We start from the raw sequence: 13,525 nt of genomic DNA, 5'->3' as shown, positions 1-13,525 counted from the left end.
CCTTCGCATGGCGCGGTTCGCTCACAGGCCGAACTCGCGCGTCTTGGCTCGCTGATAAGCGCCATACAGCGCAGCATAGACCGCGCCGGGCCGGCCGTCGCCAACGCGCTGACCGTCGAGCGTCGTAATCGGCATGACCTCTTTGGTCGCCGAACTGATCATGAGTTCATCGGCCGCGCGCAGTTCGGCTTCGGTGATGTCGCGTTCCTCGAACACGATGCCCGCTTCCTTCGCCAACTCTTCGATGAGGCTGTAACGGATGCCTTCCAAAATGCGCGGTCCACGCGGCGCGCCGAGGAGCGTGCCGCCTTTCACTACCCAGACATTTGAGGACGAACCTTCGGTTAGGAAGCCGTCGCGCAACTGGATGGTTTCCAGCGAGTCGTGTTCGGCGGCGTGCTGCGCCATGAGCACATTGCCGAGAAGCGAGGTCGATTTGATATCGCAATGCAGCCAGCGCTTGTCTTCGGCGGTGACGGCGGCCGCGCCGCGAGCCCGCGCCTCGACGCTCGGAAACACGAGTTGTCCGACCATGACGAACACGGTCGGCGTGATGCCCGCCGGAAAGGCGTGGCCGCGCCGCTTCGCCACGCCGCGCGTGACCTGGATGTAGACGAGCGCATCGCCGGCGCCGGCGTTCGCTTCGATCGCACGGGCGATCAACGCGCGCCAGCCGGCATCGTCGAAAGGATTGGCGATGCTGATCTTGCCGAGACTGCGTTCGAGTCGCGCGAGATGCTGAGTCAGGCGAAACGGCAGACGCTCGCCGTTTGCCTGCGCGTAGAGCGGCACGACTTCGTAGATGCCATCGCCGAAAATGAAGCCCCGGTCCAGCACCGGAATGCGCGCTTCGGAAAGCGGGCCCCACTCTCCGTTCAGATAGACCGTCGGGTCGAAGTCTTCGGCGATGCTCATCGAACCTGCTCCTTACTTACGCTTTTGCCACATCAACAAAGCCGAATCCCACAAGCGGCCGAAGATGCCGGCTTCCGGCACGTCCTGCAGCGCGACCAGCGGGAACTGCGCGACGTCCTTGCCGTCCGCGACCATCTTCACGGTGCCGATCTGCTGGCCCTTCTTGATCGGCGCGATCAGCAAATCGTTACGCGTGACCGTGGGCTTGACCTTTTCGCCGAGACCCTTAGGCACGGTGATGTACTGATCCGTCTCGACGCCCGCCTGCACGTTGTCGGACGCGCCCTTATACACGCGCGGCGATTCGATCACCTGATTCGCCTTGAAGAGACGCACCGCGTCATAGGCCGTGTAACCGTAGTTCAGCATCTTCAGGCTGTCTTGAACGCGCGCGGATTCCTTAGGCTCGCCCATCATCACGGCGACCAGACGGCGGCTCGCGTCGGGCGTGCCGACGAGCGGGCGCTTGGCCGTCGCGATCAGGCAATATCCCGCCGCCTTGGTGTGACCGGTCTTGAGACCGTCGACGGAAGGATCGAGCCACAGAAGACGATTGCGATTCGGCTGCTTGATCTTGTTATACGTGAAGTCGCGTACCGAGAAGATGCTGTAGTACTCGGGGAAGTCGCGGATGAGGCGCGTGGACAGCACCGCCAGGTCGCCTGCCGTCGTGTAGTGCTGCGGGTCGGGCATGCCGTTGACATCGGCGAAATTGGTGTGCTTCATGCCAATGCGCTTGGCGCCGGCGTTCATTAGCGTGACGAAGTTGCCTTCGCTGCCGCCGACGAGTTCGGCAAGCGCGATGGCCGCGTCGTTGCCCGACTGGATGATCATGCCGTAGACCAGGTCATGCACGGTTACCGGCTTGTTCGCCTCGATGAACATGCGCGACTCGTCCGTCTTCACGCGGCGCACGGCCTCGGTCGGCATCACCGTCTGGTCCATGTTGATCTTCTTCGACTTCAACGCGTCGAAGACGAGATATGCGGTCATCAGCTTGGTGAGCGATGCCGGTTCCACACGCTCATCCGGATTGCCCGATGCGAGCACCTGGTTGCTGGTGGCGTCGACGAGCACCCACGAATGCGCGGTGACGTCCGGCGGCGGGACTTGCGCAAAGGCGCTCGCGGCGGCGAGCATGGCGGGCATCACGATAGCGGCTTGCAACGTGCGACGCTCGACTGCTGAAAGGGGAGAAACAGACAAGCCGGAAGGGAAAAAGCGCATAGGATCGGTCGGAAGAAGAAGCATCGGCGTTTCGCCGGGTGTGATCGGCGTTGGCGAAACGCGGGTTGAACAGGTGGACCGTCGATACCGGTCGCGCTAGTCGCTCGTGTTGCCAGCCAATGGTCTTCGACTGGTCATGCGAACTCGCGCTTACTCGACAGACGGACGCGCCATCGAAGTCTATCGCCGCGCACGCGGAGAAAACCGTGAGCGTTCCGACGCCCGGGCAACATGAGTACGAAACGCAGGTCTTCGAATATCGCGTGAGCCCGCATGAAAGCTTGCGCGCTCGGGCGCCGGGTCTTCGCTGCGTCACGCAACATGAAAGGCCATTCGGCAGGACGTTTGCTCACGCTCGCAGCAAAAAATTCTGCGTCATTATACGCGCGCCGAGGGTGCGGTTTCCGATGAATCTACGGACAAGACGCGTGTTTTCACGTTTGCCGCGCCGCAATTCGAGGGAATATGCCGATAGCCATTCGAGCGCCGATTCGCGCGGCGAAACGCTCGATGACGACGAGATTGAAACGCTCCGTCAGCGCCAGGCATCGACGATGATGCGTTTCAAAACATGCAGCTTGCGATGGAAGAAGTGCTCGCCGCCCGGGATCACGACAACCGGCAATTCCTGCGGGCGCGCCCAGTCGTAGACGGAGGAAATGGGCACGGTCTCGTCCACTTCGCCGTGGATGACGAGCGTGCTTTCGGGCACGGGCGCGACTTCCCAGCGGCTCGCAGCGGTGCCCGCAAAGACCATGCGCTCGATACTCTTGCCGCTTTCGACGAGCCGCTTCGCGACATGTGACAGCACGAAGGTGCCGAACGAAAAGCCCGCGAGCACGAGCGGCACGTCTTCCTGACCCGGCTGCGCGCGCATGTGGTCGATGAGCGCGAGCAAGTCGTCCTGTTCGCCGATACCGTTGTCGTGCTCGCCCGCCGTCTGGCCGACGCCTCGAAAGTTCGAGCGATACGTCGTGTAGCCGAGTTGCACGAAGGTACGCGCGAGCGTCTGCGCGACCTTGTTGTCCATCGTGCCGCCGAAGAGCGGATGCGGATGCGCGACGAGCGCGATTCCGCGCGGCGCTTTATCGGCGGCATCGGTCCGGTCGAGCGCGACTTCGATCTTGCCCGCTGGACCGTCGATCAGGAATTTTTCGGTTTGCGCGTTCATCGGGTTACTGAGTCTGGGTCACCAAGCGGTCACGCGGGTTGATCGATCAGAAGGCGCTCAACGATCTTGCCGTTCGCAAGATGCGAATCGACGATCTCGTCGATGTCGGTTTCGTCGATATACGTGTACCACGTGCCTTCCGGATACACGACGAGCACGGGGCCAAGTTCGCATCGGTCGAGACAGCCAGCCTTGTTGATGCGCACGTTGCCCTCGCCCGCGAGGCCGAGTTTCTTCACGCGCTTCTTCGCGTGTTCCTGCATTTGCTGCGCGTTGCAATTGGCGCAGCTCGGGCGCGCGGCGTCGGCATCGCGCTGATTGAGGCAGAAGAACACGTGGTACTTGTAGAAAGAGTCCATGGCGTGGGGCCTTTAGTGTGTTCGGATCGATTATAGCGAGCGATGTTCATGCCTACCCGGCCCGCGCCCGCCGCCGCGCGAGCCACGCGCGCTCCGCCGCCGACGCGAGCCAGCCGAGCGCCGCGTAAGGCCACACCCACGCGAGCCAGTGCAGAAGGCCGTTGAAGTGCAGATAGCGCCCTTGCCGCCAGTCGGCCAGCACGATGTCGAAGTACGGATTCAGCGGCAGCAGATTGACGAGCGCAAGCCCCGCGACGAGCGCCGCGCCGGCAAGCACGGCGCGCAACGAGCGTGGCAATGCAACCGACAGCACGGCCGTCAGCGCGCCGATCGCGATGCCTTCGAGCGCACCGTCCGTTGCCCAGTCGTAAAAAAGTCCCGCGCGCGATTGCAGAAACGTCGCGGCCGCCTTGGCGAACAACGTCGCGACGATCAGGCCGAGCATCAGCCGGATGCGGGGCGCGCGCTCGCGCGTGAGCAAGGTTGCAAGTACGAGCGCCGCATACAAATTGCACGACGTGATGATCGCTTCCCATGCGTCGTCGGGCAGGAGCGCGCCGAGCCGGTCCGACCAGGTTTCGAGGTCCCACGAGGCGGGCGCCCAGGCGAGGATCGCGTCCTGCATCGCGGGATCGAGCCCGTCCCAAAGCGCGCGCGGCAGGTCGCCACCGCCGAACAGATAAGGCGCGGGGAACATGCCGGCGAACGGCCACAGCGCCGTCAATCCGATCACATACGCCGCGTGCCGCTCGAACCAGGTGAAGCGGATGCGCCTGAGCCAGCCGCGATCGAGCAGCGCACTCGTCGCGGGCGCGATCAGCACGCCGCCGACGAGCGCGCCGAACGCATTGGCGGCGAGATCGAGATTGGAGGCGACGCGCGTCGGCAAGTAAGTCTGGATGGCTTCCATCGCGCCCGACAGAAGCGCGCCGCCGAAGAGCGCGAGACACACCGCCACCGATCCCCTGAAGCGCGGATAAAGCGCCAGCACGATCAACGCGCCGAGCGGCATGTAGCCGAGCACGTTGGTGATGACATCGAACGCGGTCAGATACTGCGGCAAGGGATCGGCGATGAAAGCAAACGGCCCGATGCCGAGCGTGCGCCAGCCCGAAAACGGATACAGCGACGCATAGACCACGAGCGTCGCGTAGGCGGCGAGCGCCTGCCGGGAAAACGCCGACGGGCGGCGCTGCCATTGCTTGATCGTCATGAGCCGCGCGAATGCCTCATTTTGCGGCGGCGGTGAGCGGCTGCTTGTCGAGCCACGCGCTGAGTTGCGAAATCATCTCGTTGGACGCGGCGGCGAGCGCGCGTGCGCCGCCCGCCGCGTCGCCGGTGGGCGCGCTCGCTTCGGTGCTGAAGCTGCGTTGCGCGACGACGCGTCCTTGCTGCGTGAGCGTCGCGCGCACCGCGACCAGACCGTGGCTGCGCTCGGGCGCATCGAAGACTTGCTCGAAGCGTGTGAGTTCGATTTCGAGCAAGGCCGCGCGCACCGGATCGGCGCCCGTAAGAACCGGACCGCGCGCCGACAAGCTGTCGCGCAGACGTTGCGTCAGGAGTTGCGCGGGCGGCATCGTCCAGTGACTGTTCGAATAGTTGCCGGTGCGTTGTGCGTCGACATAACTGAGCCGGTAGATGAAGTCGTCCGTTTCGAGATTGCGCGGCGCGCTCACGGCCAACACCTTGACCGGCGGCGTGGTGGCCGGCGTGGTAGCCGGCGTGCTGTTCGCGCTCTGGTCGATGGCGGGCGCGACGCCCAGGTCGTAGCGCACGTTCGGCATCGCCGATGGCGTGGACGCGCACGCCGCGAGCATCGTCATGCAGGCGAGCGCGAGCGCGGCGGTCATCGTCATGTTGCGGTGGTCGTTATGCATGGCGTTCCTTCGAATCACGTCAATGCGCCGTCGGCGTCGGGCTTGCGGGCCACGCGAAGCCCGGTTCGCCCGGCCCCGGCGACTTCTGCGGCGCGCCGAACAACACGCTGCGCGGATTGGTGCTGAATGCATCGGCGGCGCGGTCGACGGAACGCGCGGCGCTGCCGACGTCGTCGGTGAACGAGTAAAGGCGCGGCAACGCTTCGAAGCCCACGCGCGCCGTCACGTTGCGCAGCGACTCGTTCATGTCGGTAAGCGCCGCAGCCGCCTGGTCCGCCGCGTTGCCCGCCTTGTTCAGATTGGTGACGAACGGGCCGTCGGGCCGGTTCAGGTTTTGAATCAGCGTATTGGTCGATGCCAGCGTGCGGTCGAGTTGCTTGAGCGTCTGGGGCAAATGCTCGGTCGCGGGCGACACCTGATTGGTAAGTGTCGCAATGCCGTCGGCGGCATTTTTCAGGCTCTTCGTCGTGTCGAGCAACTGGACGCGCACATCGTCGGAGAGGAACTTGTCGGCATCTTCGGAGAGGCGTTCGAAGCGCTTGAGGATGACGTCGCCGCGCTCCTGCAATTGTTCGAAGAGACCGGGACGCATCGGCACTTCGGCCACGTTCTGCGCCGACGATGGCAACGCGCTCGGGTCTTTCCCCGTGTCGTCGAGCTGCACGAACGCGATGCCCGTCACGCCCTGAAAGCCGAGCGTGGCGAAGGTGGAATGCGTCATCGGCGCGTTCTGGTCGACGAGAATGCGAATGCGGATCTGCCCCGGATGCGCTTTATCGAAGCGAATGGACTGCACCTTGCCGACGCCGAGACCGCGATAACGCACGGAGGCGTCCGTAAAAAGCCCGGTCACGTTGGTGCGGGCGATGAGGTCGTAAGGCACGCGCACCGTGCGGTCCACGTTGAAGAAGAACACCGCGAACGCAATGGCGAGCACGAGAACGATGGTGAACAGTCCGGTCCAGAACGCATGTGATTTGTTTTCCATCGTCATGTTCCTTTGCTTGCTGGCTCGCGCGTGCGGTGGCCTTCGCGTCGTTGGCGGGAGGTGCTCATTTGTTGACGCTGATGGTCGCGTCCTCCAGCGCGGCGGCGGGCAGCTTTGCGCGGCGTTCGGGCGGCAGCGCCTGCAATGCGCGCCGGCCCCGCCGCCCCAGAAAATATTCGCGGATGAACGGATGATCCACCGCGCACGCTTCTTCCACGGGCGCCGCGACCAGTACGCGCCGGTCCGCCAGCACGGCGACACGGGTGGACAGCGCGACCATGGTATCGAGATCGTGTGTGACGAGCACGACAGTCAGCCCGAGCGCGCGATGCAGGGTCGCGATGAGATCGACGAATTCATCGGAGGCCTTCGGATCGAGACCGGCGGTGGGTTCGTCGAGAAACAGCAGTTCCGGTTCCAGCGCAATGGCCCGCGCGATGCCCACGCGCTTCACCATTCCGCCCGATAACGCCGACGGCATCTTGCTCGCGTGCTTGCACGACAGCCCGACCATTTCGAGCTTGAGCATGACGAATTCGCGGATCAGGTCTTCGGGAATCTTGCCGAGTTCGCGAAACGGCTGCGCGATGTTGTCGTACACGGAAAGCGACGAGAACAGCGCGCCTTGCTGAAACATCATGCCGGAACGCGTGCGCATCATTTTCGCGGTTTCGTCGTCCATGTGCGCCCATTCCTCGCCGAGCACGCGGATACTGCCCGAAGTCGGCGATTCGAGGCCGAGAATCTGCCGCACGAGCGTGGTCTTGCCCGAACCCGAGCCGCCCAGCAACGCGACGATCTCGCCGCGCCGCACATTCAGATTCAGATGCTCGTGAATCACCGTTCGGCCATAGCGCTTGGTGACGTCGCGCACTTCGATCACCGGCTCGGCGATGACGGGCGGCGGCTGATGACGAACGGCAGTGGCAAGGGTCGTCGACATATGCGCCTATAGCCCCACGTTCTGAAACAGGATGGCGAAGACGGCATCCGCGAGAATCACGATGGTGATGGAACTGACCACGGAAGTCGTCGTGCCTTCGCCGAGACTCTGCGAATTCGCCTTGATGCGAAAGCCGAAGTGACACGCGGCAAGCGCGATCAGCATGCCGAACACCACGCCTTTGCCGAGTCCGATCCACAAATTGGCGATAGGCACGACCGAAGGCAGCGAGCGGATGAAGAACGAGATGTCGATGGACAACACGAGCTTCGCCGCGACTGCGCCGCCCGTCAGCGCGATGATGTTGGTCCACATGACGAGCAGCGGCATGGCGATACCGAGCGCGATCACGCGCGGCAAGACGAGCCGCAGACCGTGCGGGATGCCCATGACCTGCATGGCATCGAGTTCTTCCGTCACGCGCATGACGCCGATCTGCGCGGTGATGGCCGAACCCGAGCGTCCGGCGACGAGAATCGCGGAGAGCACCGGCCCGAGTTCGCGGATCACCGAGAGCCCGAGAATATTCACGATGTACTGATTCGCGCCGAACACGCGCAACTGCTGCGCCGACAGATAACTGAGCACGATGCCGATCAGAAACGCCACCAGCGCGGTGATGGCGAGCGCCTGCGCGCCGGCGCTATAGATGTTCGCGGAGATTTCGACCCAGGGAATGCGCCTCGGCCGCCGCACGAGCCCGAAGAGATCGAGGACGAAGCCGCCGAACATCGACAGGCCGCCTTGCAGATGGTCGAAGAAGCCGAAGATCAGTTCCCCGAGTCGCGTGACCGGGTTGGTGCGCGTGACGACTTCGGGCTCTTCGCGTTCGGCGTCGAGCAGCGCGACGCGTTCGAAGATTTCGCGTTGCGTGTCCGACAGCGCGATGGTCGCCGGCATGCGGCGCCCCCACACGCGCCAGAGCGCTTGTCCGCCGACGTGATCGAGCCGCTCGACCGACAGCAGATCCCATTGGCTCATGGCTTCGCGCCCGACCGCGCGCAGCCGCCGCGTCACACCGCTCTTGGCCCGGTCGCGCGCGAGCGCAAGCGCGGTCCACTGGCCCGAGAGCCGAACCACCTTGCCTTGCTGACCAGCTTCCACATTGAGGCGGGGCGGCGTGTCGAAGTTCAAGGAGCGATGCGCGTCAGAACGCGGCGTGAAGGGGAGAGGACATTGTAACGAAGGTTAATGAGGCGGCGCCGTTATGGCGCGGGGGTTGTGGGATGGCTTAGACCGACTGGCTGAATTTACACGAGGCGCCGGTCACGAAAAACTGGCAACTGGAAATCCGGCCTCTTGTTATCAAATATGCTAACCTCAGAAACTGGCGACTGGACGATTGCGTACTACAACGCCCGCGTGAAGCGCGAGATCTTTTCGCTGCCGACAGGCATCCGTTCAGACTACTTGAGACTGCTGCGAATCCTGATGAAGCACGGCCCCGCGTTGCGGCTGCCGCATTCGCGGGCGCTCGGCGCTGGTCTGTTCGAACTTCGACCGCACGGCGAAGAAGGTATCGGGCGGGTGTTTTATTGCACGCTGCTCGGCCAGCGGATCGTCATGTTGCACTCCTTCGTCAAGAAGACGCAGCAGACGCCCGACGACGAATTACGCATTGCCCGCAAGCGCATGATGGAGACGAAACGCAATGGCTAAAACCCGGCTGCAACGCGAACTGGAAGAGCGCTACGCTCCGGTTCCCCACACGCGCGAAGACACTGAGCGCATGATGGCGGACCCGGAATTCAAGGCCGCTTACGATGCACTCGAAAGCAAATATGCGCCGCTCGAAGCCTTTCTCGACGCGCGCGTGGCAGCGGGCCTGACACAAGCGCAAGTCGCCGAACGCATGGGAACGACCGCGTCCGCCGTCGCGCGGCTCGAAGCATCGCTTGCCAGCGAAAAACATTCGCCATCGGTATCGACTTTGCGCAAGTACGCTGCGGCTTGCGGCAAGCGGCTGAAGATCTCGCTCGTTTAGCGTGAGGTGAAGGCATCCGGCGTAAGGGCGCGCCGCTACAATACCCGCCATGAACCCACCCTCTTCCTTCGCCCCGGACGCGCCGTGGCGCATCGACCGTAACCGGCTCGCGACGCTGGCCGAGCGGCCTGCCCGCGAGTGGACCATCGAAATCGTCGATGAAACGGGCTCCACCAATGCCGACCTGCTCGCGAAATTTCGCGCCCAGCCGCGCGACAAATCGCACGAGGAAGCAAGCGCGCCGCTTGCGCGCATCGCTTATCTGCAGACAGCGGGACGCGGAAGACGTGGCCGCGCGTGGCTCGCGGAGCCGGGCAACGCGCTTCTGATGTCGGTCGGTTATGTGCTGAAGCGGCCCATCGAGGGGCTTTCGGGTCTGAGTCTCGCCATTGGCACCGCCGTGCTCGACGCGCTCGCGCGCCTGCCGCTCACGCCGTCCGCGCGTCCGGCGCTCAAGTGGCCCAACGACGTTCTGCTCGACGACGGCAAGCTCGCGGGCATCCTCATCGAAACGGCATGGAGCACGCCGCAAGCGACGGCGGTGGTGATCGGCATCGGCATCAACTTGCATGGCGTCGAACGGCTCGCCGCTCAGGTCGACGACGTGCATCGCCAAGCAAACGCCGCCGCACCGGGCGCGTCCCCGGCCGCGCTTGCGCGCGCCTGGCCCGATGCGAACCTTACCGAGACGCTCGCTGCGCTATTGAACGCGCTCGACGCCGCGCTGCCGCGCTTCGAAGCCGAAGGCTTCCGCCCGTTTCGGCAGCGCTGGATGGACGCGCATGCCTACGCCGGGCGCGAAGTCGTGTTGATCGATCAGGGTCTGGAAGTGACGCGTGGCATTGCGGCGGGTGTGGATGACGGAGGCCATCTGCTGATCGACGCGCCCGAAGGACCGCGCGTCGTCGCAACGGGCGAACTGAGTTTGCGCCTGGCGAAGGAGCGTCCGTGAGCGAGGCGCCGTGTTTGCTGATCGACGCGGGCAATAGCCGGATCAAATGGGCGCTCGTGGATTCGCGCGGCGAGTGGATGGCGAACGGGGCGTTCGAGCATGAGCGTGATGAGACGGGTCTTGGCGACGTCGCGAAGCCGCTTCATGGTGCGCTCGATGCACGCGGCTTCGAGTTCTCACAAGCGACCGTGCAAGCTGACCCGGCGCCGAAGCCGCTTCATGACGCATTCGAGGCACGCGACTCGTCGGCGCACACGCACGCAAATAAGGCACTCAACGGCGATGACGCGTCCATAACGTCCGAAGCAACAGCGCCAGCGACGCCATCGACCGAAGCCGCCTGGTCCGCGTTACCCACGCCATCGAGCGCGTGGATTTCCAACGTGGCGGGCGCCTCGGTGCAAGCGCGCATCGAACGTATGCTGGATGCACGCTGGCCCAATCTGCGGCGAACGGTCGTCCGGGCGAAAGCGCGGCAATGCGGCGTAGTCAATGGCTACACGGCACCGGAACGCCTCGGCAGCGACCGCTGGTCAGGCATGATCGGCGCGAGGGCAGCGTTTCCGGGCGAACATCTGCTGATTGCCACCTTAGGCACGGCGACGACGCTCGAAGCCTTGCGCGCGGATGGCACGTTCATCGGCGGCCTGATCGCGCCGGGCTGGTCGTTGATGATGCAATCGCTCGGCAGCAACACGGCGCAGTTGCCGACGCTTGATGCCGCATCGGCACGCGCCGCGCTCGACCGAACCGCGAGTCGCTTCGCCACCGATACCGCCGCCGCGCTTTCCGCCGGCTGCCTGCTCGCGCAAGCGAGTCTCATCGAGCGCGCGTGGCACGATCTGCGCGCGCAATGGCAAGCCGAAGTGCGTCTCGTGCTGGGCGGCGGCGCGGCAAATGAAATCGCGGGCGCGCTGTCCGTGCCGCATACTCGCCATGATTCACTCGTGCTGTCCGGCCTGGCGCTCATCGCGCGCGACGCGACTGCGCCGATATCTCGCAAACTCTCTGACTGATTGACGGAGCCCAAGCATGCTGCGCTGGCTGATCGCCCTACTCATTCTGGCCAATCTGCTGATGTTCGCGATCGTGCGCAGCACTTTCGGACCGCTGCCCGCGGCCGGCGCGCGCGAGCCGCATCATCTGCTGGAACAGGTGCATCCGGAAACGCTGGTAACGCGGGCGCTGCATCCCGAAGAGGCGGCGGATCAGCCGCAAGTCGGCGCGCCCGCGCCTGCTGCAAATGTGCAGGAGCGGCCGCTTGGCCAGTGACTGCGTACGGCGCGCGCTTCGTTTTCGATTCCGTGCCTGTCGCGAATTCAGGTGCGCTCACTTGGTCGGTGGGTGCACATAACGTGTGAGTTCGTCGCTGTTCGTGAATGTCTCACCGTGCGGCCCAGCCTGATATTCGGCCGGTGATTCAATGCGTGGGCTCGCATCCGCGCCGGCGGTGTCATCGTGTTTGTCAGTCTGCGATTCGGCGTGGAGTGCATGTACTGCTCGGCGTGCAAACTTTTATGTGTGCCTTGGCGAATGAATGCGCGCAGCCCTGACGGGCGATTCCCGTGCCTTGCGCCTATGCCCGGTAAGCACCTCAACCCTGCGCGCGAACCTTCCTGAGCAACGCAGTCGTCGACCGGTCATGCTCGAACGGAATGGCCAGCGCCGTGCCGCCCCAACCTCGCACGAGCGCCGATTCCGCGAGCTTGTCCATGTCGTAATCGCCGCCCTTCACTAGCACATCGGGATGCACTGCATCGATGAGTTGCAGCGGCGTCGTCTCTTCGAATTTCACCACCCAGTCCACGCTTTCGAGCGCTGCCAGCAACGCCATGCGATCGTCTTCGCGATTGATCGGCCGATCGTCGCCCTTGCCGAGCGTGCGCACGGAGGCATCGCTGTTCACGCCGACGATGAGCGTCGCGCCAAGCGCTTTCGCATCCGCGAGATAACTGACGTGACCGCGATGCAGAATGTCGAAGACGCCGTTGGTGAAAACAACCGGTCCGGCGAGGTTTGAGCGAAGCGCGGCGAGCGCATCGCGCGTGGTGATCTTGCGTTCGAAAGTGGCGGGCATGGCGGCGCTCAGTGCAGTAGAACTCGAAGCGCGATTGTGCCACGCGAGTACGTTTCTCCGAACGTCCTCCAGAGGTCATAAGCAAAACGGCCCGCCGGATTGCTCCGGCGAGCCGTTTCACCCATTGCGACCGAAGCCAGCCAGAACTCAGGCAGGCTGTTCCGCCGCACCGCCCGATGCCGCTTGCAGACGCTGCACCACTTCCTTGCGATAGCGGTTCAACTCCTGCGCGGTCACGAACGAGCGCTCGAAAAGAATCGAGAGGTTGTGCAGAATGCGCTCCACGACCTTCTTTTCCCAACTGTCGTCGAAGCGGATCTGGTCGTCGAGCCAGCGCTCGAGCCATTCGGGGTCCGGCAGACGCGACTGCACCGTATCACGCGGAAAGAGCGCCTGATTCACATGCAGATTCGTGGGATGCAGCGGCTTTTCCGTGCGACGCGCCGACGCCATCAAGACGCCAATCTTGGCGAAGGCGGCGCGCGCAGTGTCGCCCGCTTGCACGAGCGCCTTCTTCATGTAGCGAAGATACGCGCCACCGTGACGCGCTTCGTCGCGCGAAATGGTTTCGTAGATATGCTTGATGACAGGCTCGGTATGCCATTCGGCCGCACGGCGATACCAATGATTCAGGCGAATCTCGCCGCAGAAATGCAGCATGAGCGTTTCGAGCGGCGGCGCGGGATCGAATTCGAAGCGCACTTCGTGCAGTTCTTCTTCGCTCGGCACGAACTCGGGTTTAAAGCGCCGCAGATATTCCATCAGGACGAGCGAGTGCTTCTGTTCTTCGAAAAACCACACGCTGATGAAAGCCGAGAAGTCACTGTCGTTGTGATTGTCACGCAGGAACATCTCGGTTGCAGGAAGAGCGGACCATTCGGTGATCGCGTTCATCTTGATCGTCTTGGCCTGCTCGTCGGTGAGCAGAGACGCGTCGAACTTGTCCCATGGAATGTCCTTCTCCATGTCCCAACGGACGGATTCCAGCGATTTGTACAGTTCCGGATAAAGCATGGTGTTCATTGTCCACCC

General features: G+C 63.8%; 16 protein-coding genes. 5 read left to right on the top strand and 11 right to left on the bottom strand.

Annotated features, from left to right (window positions below):
- Positions 1-21: 21 nt before the first annotated feature.
- From QCE79_RS00885 to QCE79_RS00845, 9 genes are all read right to left on the bottom strand, one after another.
- Complete coding sequence (locus tag QCE79_RS00885; RefSeq protein ID WP_309841193.1) at positions 22-915, bottom strand: D-amino acid aminotransferase; 894 nt, start codon at positions 913-915, stop codon at positions 22-24.
- Positions 916-927: 12 nt separating this feature from the next.
- Complete coding sequence (locus QCE79_RS00880) at positions 928-2,142, bottom strand: D-alanyl-D-alanine carboxypeptidase family protein (RefSeq protein WP_309845105.1); 1,215 nt, start codon at positions 2,140-2,142, stop codon at positions 928-930.
- Between the two features lie 535 nt (positions 2,143-2,677).
- A complete protein-coding gene (locus tag QCE79_RS00875) occupies positions 2,678-3,313 on the bottom strand; it encodes an alpha/beta hydrolase (protein WP_309841191.1) in 636 nt (211 codons plus the stop codon).
- A 29-nt stretch (positions 3,314-3,342) separates the two neighbouring features.
- Positions 3,343-3,672: a ferredoxin gene (locus QCE79_RS00870; RefSeq protein ID WP_244826850.1), complete on the bottom strand. Its 330-nt coding sequence runs from the start codon at positions 3,670-3,672 to the stop codon at positions 3,343-3,345.
- Between the two features lie 52 nt (positions 3,673-3,724).
- Positions 3,725-4,885, bottom strand: coding sequence for a VanZ family protein (locus QCE79_RS00865; RefSeq protein WP_309841188.1), 1,161 nt, complete (start codon positions 4,883-4,885; stop codon positions 3,725-3,727).
- Positions 4,886-4,901: 16 nt separating this feature from the next.
- Positions 4,902-5,549 carry an ABC-type transport auxiliary lipoprotein family protein gene (locus QCE79_RS00860; RefSeq protein WP_309841185.1) on the bottom strand — a complete coding sequence of 216 codons (648 nt, stop codon included), beginning with the start codon at positions 5,547-5,549 and terminating at the stop codon, positions 4,902-4,904.
- Positions 5,550-5,568: 19 nt separating this feature from the next.
- Positions 5,569-6,537: an MlaD family protein gene (locus QCE79_RS00855; protein WP_244826847.1), complete on the bottom strand. Its 969-nt coding sequence runs from the start codon at positions 6,535-6,537 to the stop codon at positions 5,569-5,571.
- A 64-nt stretch (positions 6,538-6,601) separates the two neighbouring features.
- A complete protein-coding gene (locus QCE79_RS00850; RefSeq protein WP_250525313.1) occupies positions 6,602-7,480 on the bottom strand; it encodes an ABC transporter ATP-binding protein in 879 nt (292 codons plus the stop codon).
- Between the two features lie 6 nt (positions 7,481-7,486).
- Positions 7,487-8,614, bottom strand: a complete 1,128-nt coding sequence (locus tag QCE79_RS00845; protein ID WP_309841181.1) for an ABC transporter permease — start codon at positions 8,612-8,614, stop codon at positions 7,487-7,489.
- Between the two features lie 177 nt (positions 8,615-8,791).
- Here QCE79_RS00845 and QCE79_RS00840 point away from each other — a divergent pair, with 177 nt between their 5' ends.
- From QCE79_RS00840 to QCE79_RS00820, 5 genes are read left to right on the top strand one after another with little or no spacing between them, the layout of a single operon-like run.
- Complete coding sequence (locus QCE79_RS00840; protein ID WP_309841179.1) at positions 8,792-9,139, top strand: type II toxin-antitoxin system RelE/ParE family toxin; 348 nt, start codon at positions 8,792-8,794, stop codon at positions 9,137-9,139.
- Positions 9,132-9,464, top strand: a complete 333-nt coding sequence (locus QCE79_RS00835; RefSeq protein WP_244826843.1) for a helix-turn-helix domain-containing protein — start codon at positions 9,132-9,134, stop codon at positions 9,462-9,464. Before QCE79_RS00840 ends, QCE79_RS00835 begins: the two co-directional genes overlap by 8 nt.
- Positions 9,465-9,513: 49 nt before the next feature.
- Complete coding sequence (locus QCE79_RS00830; protein ID WP_309841176.1) at positions 9,514-10,416, top strand: biotin--[acetyl-CoA-carboxylase] ligase; 903 nt, start codon at positions 9,514-9,516, stop codon at positions 10,414-10,416.
- Positions 10,413-11,432 carry a type III pantothenate kinase gene (locus QCE79_RS00825; protein ID WP_309841174.1) on the top strand — a complete coding sequence of 340 codons (1,020 nt, stop codon included), beginning with the start codon at positions 10,413-10,415 and terminating at the stop codon, positions 11,430-11,432. Before QCE79_RS00830 ends, QCE79_RS00825 begins: the two co-directional genes overlap by 4 nt.
- A 16-nt stretch (positions 11,433-11,448) precedes the next feature.
- Positions 11,449-11,688: a hypothetical protein gene (locus tag QCE79_RS00820; RefSeq protein WP_244826841.1), complete on the top strand. Its 240-nt coding sequence runs from the start codon at positions 11,449-11,451 to the stop codon at positions 11,686-11,688.
- 322 nt (positions 11,689-12,010) lie between these two features.
- Here the strand turns inward: QCE79_RS00820 and rfaE2 are convergent, their stop codons facing one another.
- Positions 12,011-12,493 carry a D-glycero-beta-D-manno-heptose 1-phosphate adenylyltransferase gene (gene rfaE2 / locus QCE79_RS00815; protein ID WP_309841172.1) on the bottom strand — a complete coding sequence of 161 codons (483 nt, stop codon included), beginning with the start codon at positions 12,491-12,493 and terminating at the stop codon, positions 12,011-12,013.
- A 147-nt stretch (positions 12,494-12,640) separates the two neighbouring features.
- A complete protein-coding gene (locus tag QCE79_RS00810) occupies positions 12,641-13,516 on the bottom strand; it encodes a ferritin-like domain-containing protein (protein WP_244826839.1) in 876 nt (291 codons plus the stop codon).
- Positions 13,517-13,525 lie beyond the last annotated feature (9 nt).

The sequence above is a fragment of the Caballeronia sp. LZ003 genome, assembly GCF_031451465.1.
Lineage (GTDB): Bacteria > Pseudomonadota > Gammaproteobacteria > Burkholderiales > Burkholderiaceae > Caballeronia.
This window is presented reverse-complemented; position numbering and strand designations above follow the sequence as displayed.

What these genes read in the sequence shown, in the direction of transcription:
- QCE79_RS00885 (WP_309841193.1), bottom strand. Translation starts at nt 915, where the DNA reads ATGAGCATCGCCGAAGACTTCGACCCGACGGTCTATCTGAACGGAGAG.
- QCE79_RS00880 (WP_309845105.1), bottom strand. Translation starts at nt 2,142, where the DNA reads ATGCGCTTTTTCCCTTCCGGCTTGTCTGTTTCTCCCCTTTCAGCAGTC.
- QCE79_RS00875 (WP_309841191.1), bottom strand. Translation starts at nt 3,313, where the DNA reads ATGAACGCGCAAACCGAAAAATTCCTGATCGACGGTCCAGCGGGCAAG.
- QCE79_RS00870 (WP_244826850.1), bottom strand. Translation starts at nt 3,672, where the DNA reads ATGGACTCTTTCTACAAGTACCACGTGTTCTTCTGCCTCAATCAGCGC.
- QCE79_RS00865 (WP_309841188.1), bottom strand. Translation starts at nt 4,885, where the DNA reads ATGACGATCAAGCAATGGCAGCGCCGCCCGTCGGCGTTTTCCCGGCAG.
- QCE79_RS00860 (WP_309841185.1), bottom strand. Translation starts at nt 5,549, where the DNA reads ATGCATAACGACCACCGCAACATGACGATGACCGCCGCGCTCGCGCTC.
- QCE79_RS00855 (WP_244826847.1), bottom strand. Translation starts at nt 6,537, where the DNA reads ATGGAAAACAAATCACATGCGTTCTGGACCGGACTGTTCACCATCGTT.
- QCE79_RS00850 (WP_250525313.1), bottom strand. Translation starts at nt 7,480, where the DNA reads ATGTCGACGACCCTTGCCACTGCCGTTCGTCATCAGCCGCCGCCCGTC.
- QCE79_RS00840 (WP_309841179.1), top strand. Translation starts at nt 8,792, where the DNA reads ATGCTAACCTCAGAAACTGGCGACTGGACGATTGCGTACTACAACGCC.
- QCE79_RS00835 (WP_244826843.1), top strand. Translation starts at nt 9,132, where the DNA reads ATGGCTAAAACCCGGCTGCAACGCGAACTGGAAGAGCGCTACGCTCCG.
- QCE79_RS00830 (WP_309841176.1), top strand. Translation starts at nt 9,514, where the DNA reads ATGAACCCACCCTCTTCCTTCGCCCCGGACGCGCCGTGGCGCATCGAC.
- QCE79_RS00820 (WP_244826841.1), top strand. Translation starts at nt 11,449, where the DNA reads ATGCTGCGCTGGCTGATCGCCCTACTCATTCTGGCCAATCTGCTGATG.
- rfaE2 (WP_309841172.1), bottom strand. Translation starts at nt 12,493, where the DNA reads ATGCCCGCCACTTTCGAACGCAAGATCACCACGCGCGATGCGCTCGCC.
- QCE79_RS00810 (WP_244826839.1), bottom strand. Translation starts at nt 13,516, where the DNA reads ATGAACACCATGCTTTATCCGGAACTGTACAAATCGCTGGAATCCGTC.